This is a genomic window from Ferruginibacter sp. (assembly GCF_028288465.1).
Lineage (GTDB): Bacteria > Bacteroidota > Bacteroidia > Chitinophagales > Chitinophagaceae > Ferruginibacter.
In genome coordinates, this window is record NZ_JAQBNR010000021.1 from 104,180 (window position 1) to 121,820 (window position 17,641).

Annotated in this window: 18 protein-coding genes; 7 read left to right on the plus strand and 11 right to left on the minus strand. The window is 40.8% G+C overall.

Annotation, left to right across the window (positions count from 1 at the left end):
• Positions 1 to 12: 12 nt before the first annotated feature.
• Positions 13 to 252: a Fe-S cluster assembly protein IscX gene (gene iscX / locus JWR61_RS09615; RefSeq protein WP_290337593.1), complete on the minus strand. Its 240-nt coding sequence runs from the start codon at positions 250 to 252 to the stop codon at positions 13 to 15.
• A 113-nt stretch (positions 253 to 365) separates the two neighbouring features.
• Positions 366 to 701, minus strand: a complete 336-nt coding sequence (locus tag JWR61_RS09620; RefSeq protein ID WP_290337594.1) for a 2Fe-2S iron-sulfur cluster-binding protein — start codon at positions 699 to 701, stop codon at positions 366 to 368.
• A gap of 236 nt (positions 702 to 937) precedes the next feature.
• Here JWR61_RS09620 and JWR61_RS09625 point away from each other — a divergent pair, with 236 nt between their 5' ends.
• On the plus strand, positions 938 to 1,585 hold the full coding sequence (locus tag JWR61_RS09625; RefSeq protein ID WP_301927611.1) for a hypothetical protein: 648 nt from the start codon (positions 938 to 940) through the stop codon (positions 1,583 to 1,585).
• Between the two features lie 93 nt (positions 1,586 to 1,678).
• On the opposite strand, the gene JWR61_RS09630 is transcribed toward JWR61_RS09625, so the two are convergent.
• Complete coding sequence (locus JWR61_RS09630) at positions 1,679 to 2,437, minus strand: Rossmann-like and DUF2520 domain-containing protein (protein WP_301927612.1); 759 nt, start codon at positions 2,435 to 2,437, stop codon at positions 1,679 to 1,681.
• Positions 2,438 to 2,455: 18 nt separating this feature from the next.
• Here JWR61_RS09630 and JWR61_RS09635 point away from each other — a divergent pair, with 18 nt between their 5' ends.
• From JWR61_RS09635 to JWR61_RS09645, 3 genes are all read left to right on the plus strand, one after another.
• The gene (locus JWR61_RS09635) at positions 2,456 to 3,301 is read left to right on the plus strand and encodes an alpha/beta hydrolase (RefSeq protein WP_301927613.1); all 846 of its coding nucleotides are present in this window, start codon (positions 2,456 to 2,458) and stop codon (positions 3,299 to 3,301) included.
• 324 nt (positions 3,302 to 3,625) lie between these two features.
• The gene (gene topA, locus JWR61_RS09640) at positions 3,626 to 6,199 is read left to right on the plus strand and encodes a type I DNA topoisomerase (protein ID WP_301927614.1); all 2,574 of its coding nucleotides are present in this window, start codon (positions 3,626 to 3,628) and stop codon (positions 6,197 to 6,199) included.
• Positions 6,200 to 6,647: 448 nt separating this feature from the next.
• Entirely contained in the window at positions 6,648 to 7,517 is an 870-nt protein-coding gene (locus tag JWR61_RS09645) for a transglutaminase-like domain-containing protein (RefSeq protein ID WP_301927615.1), read from the plus strand.
• Positions 7,518 to 7,537: 20 nt separating this feature from the next.
• Here the strand turns inward: JWR61_RS09645 and JWR61_RS09650 are convergent, their stop codons facing one another.
• Positions 7,538 to 7,987 carry an N-acetyltransferase gene (locus tag JWR61_RS09650; protein WP_301927616.1) on the minus strand — a complete coding sequence of 150 codons (450 nt, stop codon included), beginning with the start codon at positions 7,985 to 7,987 and terminating at the stop codon, positions 7,538 to 7,540.
• A gap of 55 nt (positions 7,988 to 8,042) precedes the next feature.
• On the opposite strand from JWR61_RS09650, the gene JWR61_RS09655 reads away from it, so the two are divergent.
• Complete coding sequence (locus JWR61_RS09655) at positions 8,043 to 8,372, plus strand: tRNA-binding protein (protein ID WP_290337601.1); 330 nt, start codon at positions 8,043 to 8,045, stop codon at positions 8,370 to 8,372.
• On the opposite strand, the gene JWR61_RS09660 is transcribed toward JWR61_RS09655, so the two are convergent.
• Entirely contained in the window at positions 8,369 to 8,659 is a 291-nt protein-coding gene (locus JWR61_RS09660) for a helix-turn-helix transcriptional regulator (RefSeq protein ID WP_301927617.1), read from the minus strand. The genes JWR61_RS09655 and JWR61_RS09660 overlap by 4 nt on opposite strands.
• Before the next feature lie 84 nt (positions 8,660 to 8,743).
• Between JWR61_RS09660 and JWR61_RS09665 the strand changes: the two genes are divergently transcribed.
• The gene (locus JWR61_RS09665) at positions 8,744 to 9,244 is read left to right on the plus strand and encodes a methylated-DNA--[protein]-cysteine S-methyltransferase (protein WP_301927618.1); all 501 of its coding nucleotides are present in this window, start codon (positions 8,744 to 8,746) and stop codon (positions 9,242 to 9,244) included.
• Positions 9,245 to 9,255: 11 nt separating this feature from the next.
• Here JWR61_RS09665 and JWR61_RS09670 read toward each other — a convergent pair whose 3' ends face one another.
• The 6 genes from JWR61_RS09670 to JWR61_RS09695 all read right to left on the minus strand — a co-directional run bounded on the left by JWR61_RS09670 (position 9,256) and on the right by JWR61_RS09695 (position 16,221).
• A complete protein-coding gene (locus JWR61_RS09670) occupies positions 9,256 to 9,741 on the minus strand; it encodes a cytidine deaminase (RefSeq protein ID WP_301927619.1) in 486 nt (161 codons plus the stop codon).
• 114 nt (positions 9,742 to 9,855) lie between these two features.
• Positions 9,856 to 11,418: a S26 family signal peptidase gene (locus tag JWR61_RS09675; protein WP_301927620.1), complete on the minus strand. Its 1,563-nt coding sequence runs from the start codon at positions 11,416 to 11,418 to the stop codon at positions 9,856 to 9,858.
• Between the two features lie 164 nt (positions 11,419 to 11,582).
• Positions 11,583 to 12,221 carry an alpha/beta hydrolase gene (locus tag JWR61_RS09680; RefSeq protein WP_301927621.1) on the minus strand — a complete coding sequence of 213 codons (639 nt, stop codon included), beginning with the start codon at positions 12,219 to 12,221 and terminating at the stop codon, positions 11,583 to 11,585.
• A gap of 6 nt (positions 12,222 to 12,227) precedes the next feature.
• Complete coding sequence (locus JWR61_RS09685; RefSeq protein WP_301927622.1) at positions 12,228 to 13,391, minus strand: sigma-54 dependent transcriptional regulator; 1,164 nt, start codon at positions 13,389 to 13,391, stop codon at positions 12,228 to 12,230.
• A gap of 308 nt (positions 13,392 to 13,699) precedes the next feature.
• Positions 13,700 to 14,683 (minus strand): pyruvate dehydrogenase complex E1 component subunit beta, encoded by a 984-nt coding sequence (locus tag JWR61_RS09690; protein ID WP_301927623.1) that lies wholly within the window; start codon positions 14,681 to 14,683, stop codon positions 13,700 to 13,702.
• Between the two features lie 347 nt (positions 14,684 to 15,030).
• Positions 15,031 to 16,221, minus strand: coding sequence for an acetyl-CoA C-acyltransferase (locus JWR61_RS09695; protein WP_301927624.1), 1,191 nt, complete (start codon positions 16,219 to 16,221; stop codon positions 15,031 to 15,033).
• A gap of 145 nt (positions 16,222 to 16,366) precedes the next feature.
• On the opposite strand from JWR61_RS09695, the gene JWR61_RS09700 reads away from it, so the two are divergent.
• Positions 16,367 to 17,527 (plus strand): esterase-like activity of phytase family protein, encoded by a 1,161-nt coding sequence (locus JWR61_RS09700; protein ID WP_301927625.1) that lies wholly within the window; start codon positions 16,367 to 16,369, stop codon positions 17,525 to 17,527.
• Positions 17,528 to 17,641 lie beyond the last annotated feature (114 nt).

The window sequence follows — 17,641 nt, forward strand, 5'->3', positions numbered from 1 at the left end:
ATAAGGGGCGCTCTATTTTTTTTGATTATCCCGCCATTCGTACACCCAGCTGCTTTGTATCATCTCCAGGTGTCCCTCATTGCTTTGTTCGGGCGTGCCGGCAAAATTAGGTATCTCCAGTACCCATTTGTGCAAGTCCGTAAAACGTATGCGGTATATTCTACCTTCGTTAAATTCGTCACCAAAACGTTCATGCAGTTTCATTGCAATATCTTCATAATCGTTCCAGTGTATAGGAGGTTCAAACGTCATTATAGTAATTTGAAAAATTGAAAATTCAACAATTTGAAAATAAAAGCACCATGCAATAGATAAACATCGCTTTCATTTCAAATTAAATCATTGTGTAATTGAGTTATTAATATTTATTCTCCCAAAAACTGTGTCTGGTCAGGCAGGGTCACCACAATGTTTCCATCACCTTCCTGCAAAACACATTGACAGCTTAACCTGGAGTTGATACGCGGGCTAACCGCCCTGTCAATAAAATCCTCCTCCCTGTCGCTTAACTCTTCCAGAAATTCATCTCCCTGGTCTACATACACATGACAGGTACTGCAAGCGCAAACACCACCACAATTATGATGAAGATTGATATCATTTTTTAAAGCCACTTCTAAAAGAGACTGTCCCTCTTCCACTCCTGAAAAAGTTATTGGTTCAAGACCCTTTTGTTGAAAATTATAAGTTATTGTATACATATTGCAAAGTTCGGGATGCAAACCTACTGTACAATTACCAATTTAGGAAAACTTATAACTGAAAGCACTGTCTTTCAATAAAAACGATCAGGATGCAGGCAGTGCCCACATAACAGGTCTGGCGTTTATTTTGCAGTATAAAGGGCAGGCAATTACATATCGTTACCACACTTTAAAATATTTGTATAACAAAAAGCATTTCACTATTTTTCACTTCTTAAAAACAACAAGCCTGTATGAATTATCAAAAAATAATGGTTTCAATATTTCTTTCTCTGTCATTATTAATGGTGGTGAGTGCCTGCAATAACTCCGCAGACAGTAAAAAAAATCAACAGGCAAAAAAAGATACGGTGATAAAAACGGCTATTAAAAGAGAAGAACCTGCTGCAGTTAAAAAAGCCCCCGTAATTAATATAATGGATACCCTTTCTATAAAACAAACCGTTCTTTGCATTAAAGACAGTGCGGCTACCAGCGGCCGGATTGCGCTTAAGCTTGGACAGATTTATGGCGTAAAGCTGCCTGCAATTATTAAAAAAGAAAAATTGAAAGTTACAGGCCCGCCAATGGCCTGGTATAAAACCTCTAAAGCACCTTTCTTTTTCGAAGCAGGTTTACCGGTGGACAGAAAGCCAGCCAAACTGCCTCCAAATGCGATTATTAAACAAATAGGCCAGGACAGCGTAATAGTTGCTCATTTTTATGGTCCCTATGACCTGACAGATCAGGCTTACACCGCTTTGCAGGACTGGATGAAAGATCATAAGAAAAAATCCATACTGCCTCCTTATGAAGTATATGTTGATGACCCGGTGGACAAAAATGGCAAGCTAAAAGATCCCTACAAGGTTCAGACCGATATTATTTTTACCTGGCGGTGATGCTGGTGTTATTTTGTTTAAAATGCAGCGTTGATTAATGGTAAGGAACTTATGCCAGCTACTTTTGATTAACTATGGTTATTTACAGTGGCATCAGTTGTTCATAATACTGTCTGTAATTTTCAGGTATATATTATGTATAGCCGGATAACGGGCAAGCAGGTTCAGGTGCTTTTGCAGAGTCTTGATGTCCTTTCTTACGGCCGGTCCTGTTCTCATTTCATGCGGGGGATAGTGGCGCAGGCGCAAAGCCGTTTCTTCTATTAATGGTAACAGCAATTTAAAATCAGCTCCTTCTTTATCGCAATAATCAGCCGCCAATGCGTAGAGGTGATTGGTAAAATTACTTACCAGTACCGCCGCCACATGCAGCTTAAGCCGCTGGTCGTCATTGGCAGGCGTTACCTTCGATGAAATGGTAACCGCAAACTGCCGGATTGTTTGCAAAGCGGCGTCCGTATTACCGTCTATAAGCAGTGGAATATCCTGTTGCAATTCCATATTTTGCTTGCGCAGGCTTTGCAGCGGGTACAACACACCATAGTTATTGGTGATATTTTTCAGCGCTTCTTTTGATACGGAACCTGCGGTATGTACCACCAGTTTATCGCCTAAGTGATAACGCTCGTCCAGCTGGCTCATAGCCGTATCGGTAACTGCTATAAGATATAAGTCTGCTGATTGGTCAATTATACCACTGTTATCTGTAAATGCGCAGTTTAATTCGTTCGCTAGAATGGCAGCATTATCGGCGGCCCGGCTAACAACCTGCACAATCGTATGGCCGTTGTCCCTGATTAGTCGTCCTAAAACGGTAGCCACGTTACCGGCTCCAACAATTACTACCTTCATGTTATTATCTTTGTAGCGATGAAATTAAAGGAAAAATTAGCAATTAGTTACATACGAACAAAATTTAAAGTGCTGTCGCATATTTCTAAAAGAAAAACTGCTGAGCAAGCTTTCGAATTATTTTGTACGCCTTTGATAAAATCGCCAGTTAAAAACAGAACTGTGTTTAACTGGGCCGACCGCATTCATTTTACCCTGAACGGTTTAAAAGTAAACGGTTACCAATGGAATAAAGATGTTTCACACAAAATTTTGGTACTGCATGGATTCGGCTCAACCGCAAGTAATTTTCATGTATATATAGAAGCCATGATTGAAAAGGGATACCAGGTGCTGGCATTTGACGCACCTGCGCATGGCAATAGTGAAGGCCGCATCATCAATGCAAAAGAGTATAGCCAGATGATTGAGAAAGTGATTGAATTGTACGGGCCTGTGAATGGTTTCATTGCCCATTCATTTGGCGGCATTGCGCTTAGCCTTGCCTTAGAAAAGATGCCGCATGATGAAAATACCCGCATTGTATTTATTGCTCCAGCTACTGAAACAACAACCGCCATTGACAGCGCATTTAAATTATTACAAATAGATGACAAAGTAATCAGGGCGGAATTTGACCAGATCATTTTTGAAAAAGGCGGGTATCCTGTTAAGTGGTATTCCATCAAAAGAGCCATGAAAAATATAACAGCAAATGTTTTGTGGATTCATGATGAAGATGATGATATCACGCCGCTTTCAGATGCATTAAAAGTAAAAGAAGCTGGTTTCAAAAACATTGAATTTATAATCACAAAAGGGTTGGGACACCGCAACATTTACCGCAATAAATTGGTTCAGAAAAAAGTTGCCGATTTTCTTTAAGTCTTTTTTTAACGGTATGCTCAGCAAGAAAAATTTTGGTTTTTCAATTTTGAACTAATATTGCAGTTCAATTTGTTTCGTATTGCATAGCGTGTATGGCGAAATGATTCACTTAAAAGAAGTGCGTTTTTCTTTAGCCAACAGTTGCGCAGGCTATTGCGACCAGGAAGTTCAGTACCTGAATTTATAGTTGCAGGAAGGCTTAACGACATAAGTTGGAAAAAATATAATTCATTCATTTCGCTGCATGCCCAGGTATTGCAGCTGGATAAATAAAACCCATCTACCCATGCTTTTTATAAAGCAGCGGGCAAAAAAATAATTATGGCGAAGAATCTGTTAATAGTGGAGTCCCCTGCGAAAGCAAAAACCATCGAAGCAATTTTAGGAAAAGATTTTCAGGTAAAAAGTTGTTTTGGACATATCCGGGATCTTGAAAAAAATGATATGGGCATTGAGGTGAACAACAATTTCAAACCCAAATATATTGTACCGGCCGATAAGGAAAAGGTGGTGAAGGAATTAAAAAGTCTTGCAAAAAGTAGCGGAGAAGTATGGCTGGCATCGGATGAGGACCGCGAGGGAGAAAGCATCAGCTGGCACCTTGCGGAAGTATTACACCTGGATCCAAAAACTACCAAGCGCATCGTTTTTCATGAGATCACCAAACCCGCCATTGAAAAAGCCGTAAAAAATCCGCGTTTAATTAACATGGATTTGGTGGATGCACAACAGGCAAGAAGGGTTGTAGACAGGCTGGTAGGTTTTGAATTAAGCCCCGTATTATGGAGAAAGATAGGGATGAGCGGTGGCCTAAGTGCCGGCCGTGTTCAAAGCGTGGCGGTTAAATTAATTGCCGAAAAAGAAAGGGAGATCAACCAGTTTGCCGCCGTGGGAAGTTTTAAAATTGAAGCTTTTTTGGCCGCTACCGATCTTAATAATAAAACGGTTTCTTTTAAAGCAGAAGGTGGAAAATATGCCGCGGAAGAAGCCGCTGAAAAATTTTTACAAAGCTGCATCGGTGCTAAATATACCGTAAAGGATATCCAGGTTCGCCCTGGCAAACGAACGCCTGCAGCACCTTTCACTACAAGTACCTTACAACAGGAAGCCAGCAGAAAATTGGGCTACGGTGTTTCCAAAACTATGTTGCTTGCACAAAGATTGTACGAAAGTGGAAAGATAACCTACATGCGTACTGACAGTGTTAACCTTGGTGAAACCGCCATGGATGCTATCAAAACAGAGATCGCCAAAAGTTATGGCGATAAATATTTGCAGATACGTCGTTACAAAAATAAAAATGAAAGTGCTCAGGAAGCGCATGAAGCCATTCGCCCCACTTACATGGAAAACCATACGGTCAATGATCCTGAATTAAACCGGTTGTACGAACTAATCTGGAAACGCACCATTGCCAGCCAGATGAGCGATGCAGAACTTGAAAAGACAACCGCCAAAATAAACATCAGCACCAATAATGAAGAACTAACTGCAACCGGCGAAGTGTTGAAATTTGATGGATTTTTAAAAGTATACATGGAAGGCACCGATGACGACGAAGAAGACGGCAATGAAAAGGAAGGAGAAAGCCGCCTGCCAAATTTAACGGTGGGCCAGCAGCTGGTTTTCAACCAAATGACGGCCACAGAAAGATTCACCAAACATGCAGCAAGGTATACAGAAGCTTCACTGGTAAAAAAGATGGAAGAGCTGGGCATCGGGCGCCCGAGTACCTACGCTCCTACTATTTCCACCATCATTAAAAGAACTTATGTAGAGAAGAAAGATAAGGAAGGGATAAAAAGAAATTTCAGGATCCTAAGGCTGAAAAATGATACCATCGAAAAATTAATAGAGCAGGAAAATACAGGCGCAGAAAAATCTAAATTATTTCCGACCGATTTGGGTTTGGTAGTAACGGATTTTTTAAACCAGCATTTTACCAAAGTGATGGACTATTCCTTTACTGCTAATATTGAAAAAGAGTTTGATGAAATTGCGGACGGCAAGATGCAATGGAGCAAGATGGTATCCGATTTTTATACTCCTTTTCACACAGGTGTAGCACATACGCTGGAAACTGCAGAACGAGCTGTGGGCGAGAGAATGTTGGGTGTTGCTGAAGACGGTAAACCCATCATTGCACGCATGGGCCGTTATGGTCCGATGGTACAAATCGGCAGCCAGGGCGATGAAGAAAAACCACGTTTTGCAAAATTAAAAGCAGGTCAGAGTATTGAAACCATCACACTGGAAGAAGCACAGGAACTGTTTAAACTACCCCTCAGCCTGGGTGAATACGAAAATGCGGAAGTAAGTGTAAACATTGGCCGCTTCGGCCCTTATGTAAAATTTGGGGAGCAATTTGTTTCTATTCCAAAAGGGGAAGATTTGTGGTCAGTTACGCTCGACCGTGCCATTGAAATTATCAATGCCAAACAAAAAGAAGATGCGCCTATTGGCTTCTATGATGAAAAGCCGATCACCAAAGGCAAAGGCCGTTTTGGTCCTTTCATTAAATGGAACGATTTGTTCATCAACATTCCACGGGCATATAATTTTGACATGCTGACTCAACAGGACTGCAATGAGCTGATTGAGAAAAAAATGGAAAAAGAAGCCAACCGTTTTATCAGGCAATGGCCGGAAGAAAAAATTGCTATTGAGAACGGGCGGTGGGGCGCTTTTATCCGTTTTGGCAAAAAAATGCTGAAGTTGGGTCTAAATAAAAACAATGCAAAATATACGTCTGAAGAGCTGGCCACTATTGAGCTGGATGATGTAAAGAAAATGATTGTAGCACAGGATCCGAAAGCGTTTGATAAAAAGACAGCAGCGAAAAAGAAAGCAGCACCGAAGAAGGCGGCAACAAAGAAAGCAGCGCCAAAGAAATAAAATACATGCCTGATTTTTTGATTTCTGATTGGCTGATTTTTTTCGTTTAGGGAGCATTGCCGGATGACCGCCGCTGATAAGCTGCAGTTAAAACCTATATCTGATTTCCTGGTTTATTAATTTCTAAACTGGTTATTTTTCAATAGATTTTTTGTTTTATCTATGCAATATACTGGGTAAAAAATCATAGCATTTATTTTCTCAAACTTTATTAATTGTTAGTTTATTCTCTTCAAAAGGGTGATTAACATCAACCCGCTTATCATCAAAATCAGACAAATCAGAAATCACACACTATACAACAACTGCAAGTCATTTAGCTCCCAAAAATCAGTCATCAAAAAATCAGACATCAGACATTCCCTGGTGCAACATATCAACTGCTGTGGAAAAATTTAACTTCTTTATTCACTGGCATTTAACGAATTTCAATATCAAATAAAATACCTTGGTAGAAAACAAAGAAATATCAGCACTCTTTCATTTGATAGACGATCCCGACACCGAAGTGTACAGCCAGGTGAGCGACAAAATAATTTCTTTTGGAAAAGCAATTATACCCAACCTGGAACATTTATGGGAAAATACAGTGAGTGAACCGATACAGGAACGCATTGAATCACTTATACATAAATTACACTTTCGCGATCTTACCAACGACTTTATAAACTGGAAGGATGGGAGCTGCGAATTATTGCAGGGTGCCCTGCTGACAGCACAATACCATTACCCTGAAATGCAGTCCCTGCAAGCCTTACAGGAAATTGAGAAAATGCGTCGCAATGTTTGGCTGGAACTGAATAACTACCTTACGCCACTTGAGCAGGTGAATGTACTCACGAGTATTTTATATAATTATTACAAACACAAAGGGGTTGAAATTGCCTATAATCAGCCGGAAGATTTTCTTATCAATAAAACCCTTGAAACAAAAAAAGGCAATGCCATCAGCAATGGCATTATTTACCTGGTGTTATGCGAATTGCTGGATATACCGGTGAGGGCAATCAATATTCCGCGGCAATTTATCCTGGCCTATTTTGATCAGCAGTATGAATTTATGAATCCCGTTTCGCATGCATCACAAAAAATAATTTTTTATATTGATCCCCTGAATGGACAAATTTATTCTCATAAAGACGTGGAGAATTATTTTAAACGCATAAGTGTACCGCCTACCACATCTTACTTTAAACAAAGAGACAATAAAAACATCATCCGTTTTTTACTGGAAGAGTTAAGCAAATGTTTTGATGACGAACGCAACAGGTATAAAATGGAAGAGTTGTTGCAATTGGTGAATTTATTAGAAAATTAATTTGCCCTTAATCTTTACAATCAGGTGTCGAGCGGAAGCTGGTAAAAAAAATCCGTTTGTTTTATCCAGCCATTTTTTTCATAAACAGATTGTGCAGTAAAATTATCTGCAGCCGTTTCAAGCAGCAGCCATTTGGCATTGCTTTGTATACCGAACAATTTTGCCTGGTTAAGTAAAGCGGCGGCAACGCCCTGTTGACGGGCATTTCCGGCCACGTACAAATCATTCAACAGCCAGGTAGCTCTTAAAGAAACAGACGAAAAGATAGGATAGAGTTGTATAAAGCCCACGGCTTCACTATTCATGAAAGCTATAAAAATAACGGATTCATTTTTTGATAACCGTTCCGATAGAAAATTGGCAGCAGCCGTAATATCAGTTGCCTGTTCATAGAAAACCCGGTAGGCATCAAACAGCGGAGTTATTATTTCAACATCGGCCAGGCTTGCTTTTTTTATTGTTGGTATCATATAAAATCATTTCAGGTATCAATATTACAAAATACATTTGCCTCAAAAAAATACAATGATCACCTGGGATGATTTTGAAAAAATAGATATGCGTACGGGAACTATTATTGCTGTAGCCGATTTTCCAAATGCAAGAAAACCTGCCTACCAGCTAACGATTGACTTTGGAGAATTTGGGATAAAAAAGTCATCGGCTCAAATTACCAATCTGTACACAAAGGAAGTTTTGCAAGGGCAACAGGTAATAGCTGTGATCAATTTTTCGCCGAAACAAATAGGCAATTTTTTCAGCGAATGCCTTGTGCTGGGCGTATACAATCAGCAGGGAGCAGTAGTATTGTTACAGCCTTCATTACCGGTTACAAACGGCTGCCGCATTGGTTAAACCTCGCAAAAACGTTCTAAAAAAATACTTACTTTTTTAAAGTTGCTTTTATTTAAAGTAAAATAATGATTGCGACCATCTTTGCGGCAGGCCACCAGTTCACTATCTGCCAGCAACTTGATATGGTGAGAACAAGTGGGCTGTGAAAGCCCGGTCAGTTGCTGTACATCACCACAACACATCTCACCTTTGCGGGATATTTCCTGCAGGATAGATAGCCGGCAGGGATCGGCAATTGCATTCATAGCTTTTTCTATAAATCTGGTTTCAGCTTTTACGGTACTCATATTTTCTTAATCATTTCCTTGTCAAAGAAATCGTATTTTTTTCTTTGGCAATATTAATTCATTTAAATTTATCAATATATTTTTATGACGAAAATCAGTGCGTATTATGATTCTCCGGTTGGAACAATTTTAATTGAGGCCATGGATGATGCAATTACTGCACTTCTTTTTAAAGATGAAAAGAAAATCCAACCATTTGCAAACAGCAATACCTCTAATGATGAACTGATACATAAATGTATCCTTCAATTGAACGAATATTTTGAAGGAACACGGAGACAATTTGATTTGCCATTTCAGCAAAACGGAACTTCTTTTCAACAAAAAATATGGTTGGCACTAACTCAAATTCCGTACGGCCAAACCATCAGTTATATGGAATTATCCAAACGCACAGGCGATGTAAAAGCAATCCGTGCAGTAGGCACGACCAATGGTAAAAATCAATTGAGTATTGTTGTTCCCTGTCACCGTGTTATCGGCAGTAACGGCACTTTAACTGGGTATGGTGGCGGATTGTGGCGCAAGCGCTGGTTGCTGGAACATGAAGCAAAAATTGCGCATGGCGTGAAAACGCTCTTTTAATAAAAACGATACTACTCCATATTGATGGCCGAAAAACTAAGCGGCAATAACTGCTGCGCCTTTTCTACGATATACACTTCGCCCTGCATGCCGCTTAAAATTAAACGAATAGATTGGTGTGTACGTTCTTCGTATTCTGTAAGACTTTGCCTGCAGATACCACAGGGCGATATAGGTGTGCTGCTATCACCATTTATATTATGATAGGTGATGGCCATTGTAGTAATACCCATCCCTGTAAATTGTGATGCCACTGCAGAAAGCAAAACTCTTTCAGCGCATATACCGACAGGATAAGAAGCATTTTCCTGGTTGGTACCGGTAACGATGGTGCCATCTGTAAGCAATGCAGCCGCTCCTACATTAAAATTGGAATAGGGCGCATAAGCTTGTGTTGTAACTGCTCTTGCTTTTGCCAGCAATGCAGCATCACTCCTGTTGAGTTCTTCTGCCGAATTATAAATTTCCACTGCCAGTGGAATGATTTTTTTTACCATTGAGGTCTTTTTATTGTGTCGTTACAAATAAGATAACCGATAAAAAATCCTCCATGCGTTGCTGCAGGGAGGATGATTTTTGAAATTACAGATTAATTATTATCAACTGTTAAATTATTTTATCCATTTGAACAGACGGTTCCATCTTGGACCATGCTCCCAGCTAAACCAGATTAACGAAGCTTTGCCCACCACATGATCTTCCGGTACAAATCCCCAGTAGCGGCTATCCAGTGAGTTGTGACGGTTATCCCCCATCAGCCAGTAATAATTCATTTTAAAAGTATAGCTGGTTGCTTCTTTTCCGTTTACTAAAAATTTACCGTCTTTACTTTCAAGTGTATTTCCTTCGTACGTGCGGATACATCTTTCGTAGCGAATGTAATTGTCCGGCGTTAGTTCAATGGTAGCTCCTTTTTTTGGAATATATAATGGGCCATAATTGTCCGCACTCCATTGTTTGGTAGTATCGTAGTAGGGAAATAATTTATTTTCCACCGGGTACATAAAATCAGTAATGGTATAACCGGCAGGAATATTCAAATGTCTTTTTTCTTCGTTGGTAATATTTACCAGGAAAGTATTGGCGCCGATTTGTTGTACATCTCTTTGTTCAAACCGGATGTGTATGCCCATCGGTATAAGTACCTCTTCGGCCGTCTCTTTGTTATCCAGCGATGGCGAATTAGGCGGGGTTGTTACCTTGTAGAAACGCTGCGACTGCGGAAAATATTCCTGCGGTTTTCCGTTTACCATCAATGCGCCGTTAACCACCTGTATTGTATCGCCGGCTATGCCAACACAACGTTTTATAAAATTTTCTCTCTTATCCACCGGCCTTGTGATAATCATATCACCGTATTTATTCCATACGCTTTCTCTTGCCTTTTGTTCTGTCAGATGCCCCTGGTTCATTTCGTCCCGTATCTCCTGGTAATAGGTGACCTGCGAGCCAAACTGCTGCTGACCATCTACCATTGGATCGTTGATAAGTGTATCGTTCACCGGAAAATTAAATACCACTGCATCATTACGCTGTACCGGGCTGGCAAACCAGCGGGTGTAAGGAATATGAATCCACTCCACATAACTCTTTGCTTCTCCAAAAGGCAATGTATGATGTACAAAAGGCATGGCCAGCGGCGTATTGGGAATCCGGGGCCCGTAAGTCCATTTACTTACAAATAAAAAATCGCTTACCAGCAGTGTTTTTTCTTCCGAAGGTGTAGGAATTGTATAAGCTTCAAAAACAAATGTTCGGATGATAGTTGCCGCGACTACTGCAAACGCTGCCGCATCAATCCATTCACGTGCAGCAGATTTTTTATAATTGTTTACAACCAGTTCGCCCGCATATTTTTCATTTTTACTAAAACCGAGATAGGGAAAATAAATGAAAGGAAGTAGTACAGCAGCACCGTGCTGCCAAAAGCCGAAACGGCCGAAATGTTCAACAAATTTAATGGTGAGCCAGATAGTGATAAACTGACCGGCAATAGGAATGAACTGTAAAAAAAACCACACTTTGTGCAGTTTCATTTTTTGTACCATACACCAGGTATTGTAAAAAGGAACCAGTGCTTTCCAGGGTTCAATACCCGCCTTCTTAAACATGCCATATAAACCAATATGCCACCCAAGGGCGGCAACAATAAAAATAATCCAGCCAATACTCATAAGTAAAATTTTATCAGGGCCAAAAATACCATAATTAAACTTGCATTACAGGTTTATATAAAAAATGTTTTCAAATGTTTAACAGCCAAAATAAGCACATTAATAAACAATATCTCATTGCAGGTTGCACCTGAATTGTATTACCTGGCGAAAAAATTACAGTGTTAAATAACTTCATTTATGGCTGTACTTATCTCAGCCGCCTTATTCATGATCATAAAATGGCCCCCACCTTTTACTACATGGGTGGGAGATACATATTTAATAGGAAACATTTTATCATTGTCGCCGTGAATGTGAAACAGTGAGGACGGTTGCCACGTATTTTGCCAGTGCAATACTTCATTAATGGCCCAATCCGTGTATTGCTGCGGTGCATTTTTACGGTACGAGCGGGCCATCTCTTTTTCGTCTTTTCCTTCTGCGCCTAAAAAAATATTTTGAATCGGCTCCATGATTTTAAAAGAACGCATGGGAAATATCCTGTTTAAACGAAGCTGGCCCGAACGTCTTAACCAGGCAGGTAATTCGCCGGATGATTTAATACTGGAAATTAAAATTACTTTTTCTGCATTCACTATTTTAGCAATTTCAATGCTCATCATGCCGCCGAACGAAAGTCCCATCAATAGAGGGCTTTCTTCTTTAATGCCAGTACTCATTCTGGCAGCATAGTGACCAATAGTTTCATTGGCTCCGGGCATCAACCATGGCAATGGAACTATCAAATGATCCTTTATCTGCAGGCGGCCAAAAGCTCTTTCATCTGCGCCAAGGCCACTGATGCAATAAATTTTTTTCATCGGACATTATTTTTTGGGTAAAACATAATTGCTGACATCATCCGCCGCAATATTTTTACCAGACAAAATAATGAGACGTTCAACCACATTTCTCAATTCCCGTATGTTACCGGTCCAGTTGTAATTGGTCAACATTTCCAGCGCATTTTTTTCTATACTTTTCTTCGGCTGACCGTATTCATCAGCAATTTTTTCAAGATAATATTCTACCAAATCCGGTACGTCTTCCCGGCGCTCGTTCAGGGATGGCACGTGTACAATAATTACACCCAGCCTGTGATACAAATCGAGCCGGAAGTTTTTTTCCTCTACCTCTTTCAGCAGGTCTTTGTTGGTGGCAGCAATTACCCTTACATCTACATTGATATCTTTATCTGCCCCTACCCTGGTGATCTTTCCTTCCTGTAATGCCCGCAACACTTTAGCCTGGGCGCCTAAGCTCATATCACCAATTTCATCTAAAAATAATGTGCCACCGTTCGCTTGTTCAAACTTACCAATGCGTTGTTTAATGGCTGATGTAAACGACCCTTTTTCATGGCCGAATAGTTCACTTTCAATCAGTTCACCGGGAATGGCAGCACAGTTCACCTCCACCATAGGACCTGTGCTGCGGTTGCTCTTTTCATGTATCCATCTTGCAACCAATTCCTTTCCTACCCCGTTTTCGCCCGTCACCAATACCCTGGCTTCTGTGGGAGCTACTTTTTCTATTGTGTCTTTTATTACCTGGATGCCAGGACCATTGCCAATCATCTCCTGTACCCTGGCCACCTTGCGTTTCAAGACTTTTGTTTCTGTAACCAAGGTTTGTTTATCCAATGCATTGCGTAAAGTAATCAGCAGGCGGTTTAAATCCGGTGGCTTACTGATGTAATCGAAAGCGCCTTTTTTTACTGCTTCTACCGCCGTTTCTATATTGCCGTGGCCGCTGATGACGATGATGGGTATGTCACTGTTTACTTCCCTTGCTTTTTCCAAAAATTCCAGGCCATCTAATTTGGGCATTTTGATATCGCATAACACCACGTCGTACGTTGTTGCGCTGAATTTTTTTAGTCCCTCTTCCCCGTCCGCCGCTTCCTCAATTTTATAACCTTCGTAACTCAGAATTTCTGACAAGGTCTTGCGTATTGCCTTTTCGTCATCAATTATTAAAATACTAGCCATTGTTTAAATTTTATTGGGTAAATGCAAATATGCATCCAAAAACATTTGCAAAATTAACGATTAATGGACGATCAGAAACCTCCCGGGTACAAGTGATATTATTTTGGGAAATTTTAAACAACTACTTAAGCAAACCGCTGGTATTTTTTATGCCGGCGCCGGATTTAAAAGATGTACGGCTTTGATCGGGTTCCACAAGGCTGAAAAACTTTAAGGGTGTGACACAACGGTGTTGATTAAAGCTTAACAGCCGGGACAAAAAAAAGCCCGGACAAAATTTCCGGGCCTGGTATAACTTTAATGAACAGTTATTTTTTCATGTACATCACTTCCTTTACCAGCTTCACTGTTCTTTCCACGTTTGGCAGATACAGGGCTACTAAATTAGGTGCATAGTGCATGGGTGCATCTGCAGAAGTTATCCTGCGGATAGGTGCATCCAGGTAATCGAACCCTTCTTTTTGTATGCGATAAGTAATTTCAGATGACACTGAAGCAAATGGCCATTGTTCTTCCACAATTACCAGGCGGTTGGTCTTTTTTACACTTTCCAGAATAGTGAACCAATCCAGGGGACGAATGGTTGCCAAATCAATCACTTCAGCTTCAATTCCTTCCTTTGCCAGTTCTTCAGCGGCTGCCAGCGCCACTTTCATCATTTTATTAAAAGATACGATGGTTACGTCTTTACCAGCTCTTTTTATAAATGCTTTTCCAATAGGCAACAGGTATTCTTCTTCCGGCACATCGCCTTTTTCGCCATACATCACTTCGCTTTCCATAAACATCACCGGATCATCATCACGGATGGCGCTTTTTAATAAACCTTTTGCGTCGTAAGGATTGCTCACAGAAATCACTTTTAAACCTGGAATATTGGCATACATCGATTCAAAAGCGGTACTGTGTTGTGCTCCCAGCTGACCTGCACTTCCGTTCGGGCCACGAAAAACGATCGGGCACCCAACCTGTCCGCCGCTCATTGCCAGCATTTTAGAAGCAGTATTTAAAATTTGATCCAAAGGTAACACTGCAAAGTTCCACGTCATAAATTCAACAATCGGACGTAACCCATTTTGCGCTGCACCTACGGCAATGCCTGCAAAACCGAGCTCTGCAATGGGCGTATCTATAATTCGTTTGTCACCAAATTCATCCAGCATACCCTGGCTTACCTTGTAGGCACCATTGTATTCTGCTACTTCCTCCCCCATTAAAAATACCCTTTCATCCCTTCTCATTTCTTCCTGCATAGCTTCCCTAAGGGCTTCTCTAAAAGCAATTTGTCGCATGTATTTTATTTATTTAGCGTTTGATTATTCTGTTTTGAGTGGCAAATTTATCTTATAGTAACCATATCAGCAAATCGGCTTGCGTTTTAGAACAAGAGGTCAATAATTATTATGCAGGGCTACTTTATATAATGATAATTTAATGGGCTAGCTTAAAATTATTGTGCCGAAAGACTGCCTTGTTATTGAAAAACGAAGCTGAAATTTTTTTTATAAAAAAAAGACTTTATCTTAACAGCACCTTATAAAATCAATCTGATATTTCCCCGCTTTAATAACATCTTGGAAAAACACCTCTTTACAAAGTGCTTTTTGATTTTCAAAAGGCACTTTGTATAATCCAATCTTTACACCATCAACTGCATATTTTCAATCACCATAGCTGAGGCGCCGCCGCCGCCATTGCAAATGCCCGCCGCCCCATATTTTGCATTGCGTTGTTTTAATACATTGATGAGTGTAACAATAATTCTGGCGCCACTGCATCCAAGCGGATGGCCGATAGACACCGCACCACCATTAACGTTTACCGTAGCCGGATCCAGTTTCATTCTTCTGCTGTTTTCGATACCCACTACACTAAAAGCTTCATTCAGTTCCCAGAAGTGAATGTCTTCCATTTTTAAGCCGGCTTTGCTGACCGCTTTGGGCACTGCGATGGAAGGTGTGGTAGTAAACCATTCCGGTGCTTGTTCTGCATCGGCATAGCTTAATATTTTTGCGATGGGCTTTAAGCCGAGTTCGGTTGCTTTTTCTTTGTTCATTAATACCAGCGCAGCTGCGCCATCATTCATGGTAGATGCATTTGCTGCGGTCACTGTTCCGTCTTTTGTAAAGGCACCCTTCAGCTCGGCAATCTTATCAAACTTTACATTGAAAGGTTCTTCATCTTTATCAAATAAAATAGCATCACCTTTTCTCTGCGGTACAGGCACCGGAACAATTTCATCATTAAAGCGGCCTTCATTTATAGCCGCCTGCGAACGCTGGTAACTCTTTATGGCAAATGCATCCTGGTCCTGCCGGGTGATACCGCAGGTGCTGGCGCATAATTCGGCTGCCATACCCATGGCTTTGCCATCGTACACATCTGTTAACCCATCTTTGGCAAGCCCGTCAATCAGTGACACATTGCCGTATTTATTTCCCCATCTTACGGCATCTGCGTAATACGGTACATTGCTCATGCTTTCCATACCGCCCGCAATTACAATATCAGCATCGCCCAATAAAATACTTTGCGCTGCCTGTGCAATGGATTTCATGCCGCTGGCGCAAACTTTATTGATAGTAGTGCAATTTACATCGTTGGGCAGACCAGCAAATTTTGCTGCTTGTCGTGCAGGTGCCTGGCCAAGGTTGGCCTGGATAACCGCCCCCATTAGTACATCGTTTACCATTGCGGGGGCGATGCCTGCTTTTTCAACTGCTGCTTTGATGGCTATGCCGCCCAATTGTGTCGCCGTAAAACCCTTTAATGATCCGCCGAAACTGCCTATCGGCGTGCGCACGGCCGAGATGATATATACTTCCTTCATATGGATGAAACGTTTAGTTTGTAAAGATAAATGATTCCCCTTTCAGGTGACGGACATGAGACTACTTCAAAATGGGGTTATTACCAAATGATCTGTATTCAGTTCATTCAGACTATTTTCGCAACTTTACAACTCAACATTGTATATGCATTTAATCAAATTATATTCAACTTTTTTAATTGCCTCTGTAGTTTTTGCATCCTGCAATGGTTCAAAAAAACTGGCGCCGGTGGCTGGTACAGCCGGCGTGGGTACACTGCATTTTTTAGGTGAAAAAGATATTCCATATAACTTATTGTACAACAACACAACTGTTGGTGGCCTGTCTGGTATTGATTATGATACTGCCGGCAAAACTTATTATTTTATCAGTGACGATAGAAGCGCCATCAATCCTGCACGTTTTTATACAGCAGATATTAATTTTTCTGCAAAAGGAATTGACAGCATTTATTTCACCGGTGTGCATAGTTTGTTGCAGCCTGATGGAAAGCCTTATCCTTCCAGTAAACAGGATGCGGTTCATACTCCTGATCCCGAAGCCATCCGTTATAACCCGCTCACAAGGCAATTGGTGTGGAGCAGTGAGGGTGAACGCATTGTAAACGCCAAAGATACAGTTCTGGAAAATCCCGAGGTCAACACGATCTCAACGACAGGAAATTATGTTGCCGGTTATACAATGCCAACAAACCTGGTGATGCAATCATCTTCAAAAGGCCCAAGGCAAAACGGGGTGTTGGAAGGGATGAGTTTTGCAGATAATTATAAAACGCTTTTTGTAAATGTTGAAGAGCCACTGTATGAAGATGGGCCAAGGGCGGATGTTTCAGACAACAACGCATTTATTCGTTTTTTAAAATTTGATGTTGCCACCCGGCAAAACACAGCACAGTATGCTTACAAATTAGAACCGGTAGTATATCCGGCCATTCCGGCAAATGCCTTTAAAATAAACGGCGTACCTGATATATTATCGCTGGGTAACAACCAGTTTTTAGTGATTGAGCGTTCGTTTTCGTCAGGCAGACTTCCTTGTACGATTAAAGTTTTCCTGGCTGATTTGAGTGCCGCAACGGATGTAACCAATATGACGTTAATGAATGCGGGAAAGTCGTTTACGCCGATAGCAAAAAAGTTATTACTGAATATGGATGACCTAGGCATCTACATCGATAATATTGAAGGCGTAACATTTGGTCCGGATTTGCCAAACGGACATAAAACCCTGGTATTTATTTCAGACAATAATTTTAATGTTTTTGAAAAAACGCAGTTGCTTTTATTTGAGGTGATGGGATATTGAGAGATTGGATACTGGATACTGGATTCTTGATACTGGATACTTGATTCCGGATGCAGCTCTCTTGATACTTGATACTATATACTGAATACGGGAGCTTATCGCTCACCTTAATCC

Bases quoted from the DNA above. Each gene is read 5' to 3' on its own strand.
- JWR61_RS09630 (WP_301927612.1), bottom strand. From the start codon at position 2,437: ATGAAGGTAGTAATTGTTGGAGCCGGTAACGTGGCTACCGTTTTAGGA.
- JWR61_RS09685 (WP_301927622.1), bottom strand. From the start codon at position 13,391: ATGGCTAGTATTTTAATAATTGATGACGAAAAGGCAATACGCAAGACC.
- JWR61_RS09700 (WP_301927625.1), top strand. From the start codon at position 16,367: ATGCATTTAATCAAATTATATTCAACTTTTTTAATTGCCTCTGTAGTT.
- JWR61_RS09695 (WP_301927624.1), bottom strand. From the start codon at position 16,221: ATGAAGGAAGTATATATCATCTCGGCCGTGCGCACGCCGATAGGCAGT.
- topA (WP_301927614.1), top strand. From the start codon at position 3,626: ATGGCGAAGAATCTGTTAATAGTGGAGTCCCCTGCGAAAGCAAAAACC.
- JWR61_RS09680 (WP_301927621.1), bottom strand. From the start codon at position 12,221: ATGAAAAAAATTTATTGCATCAGTGGCCTTGGCGCAGATGAAAGAGCT.
- JWR61_RS09650 (WP_301927616.1), bottom strand. From the start codon at position 7,987: ATGATACCAACAATAAAAAAAGCAAGCCTGGCCGATGTTGAAATAATA.
- JWR61_RS09690 (WP_301927623.1), bottom strand. From the start codon at position 14,683: ATGCGACAAATTGCTTTTAGAGAAGCCCTTAGGGAAGCTATGCAGGAA.
- JWR61_RS09625 (WP_301927611.1), top strand. From the start codon at position 938: ATGAATTATCAAAAAATAATGGTTTCAATATTTCTTTCTCTGTCATTA.
- JWR61_RS09620 (WP_290337594.1), bottom strand. From the start codon at position 701: ATGTATACAATAACTTATAATTTTCAACAAAAGGGTCTTGAACCAATA.
- JWR61_RS09675 (WP_301927620.1), bottom strand. From the start codon at position 11,418: ATGAGTATTGGCTGGATTATTTTTATTGTTGCCGCCCTTGGGTGGCAT.
- JWR61_RS09665 (WP_301927618.1), top strand. From the start codon at position 8,744: ATGACGAAAATCAGTGCGTATTATGATTCTCCGGTTGGAACAATTTTA.
- iscX (WP_290337593.1), bottom strand. From the start codon at position 252: ATGACGTTTGAACCTCCTATACACTGGAACGATTATGAAGATATTGCA.
- JWR61_RS09670 (WP_301927619.1), bottom strand. From the start codon at position 9,741: ATGGTAAAAAAAATCATTCCACTGGCAGTGGAAATTTATAATTCGGCA.
- JWR61_RS09655 (WP_290337601.1), top strand. From the start codon at position 8,043: ATGATCACCTGGGATGATTTTGAAAAAATAGATATGCGTACGGGAACT.
- JWR61_RS09660 (WP_301927617.1), bottom strand. From the start codon at position 8,659: ATGAGTACCGTAAAAGCTGAAACCAGATTTATAGAAAAAGCTATGAAT.
- JWR61_RS09635 (WP_301927613.1), top strand. From the start codon at position 2,456: ATGAAATTAAAGGAAAAATTAGCAATTAGTTACATACGAACAAAATTT.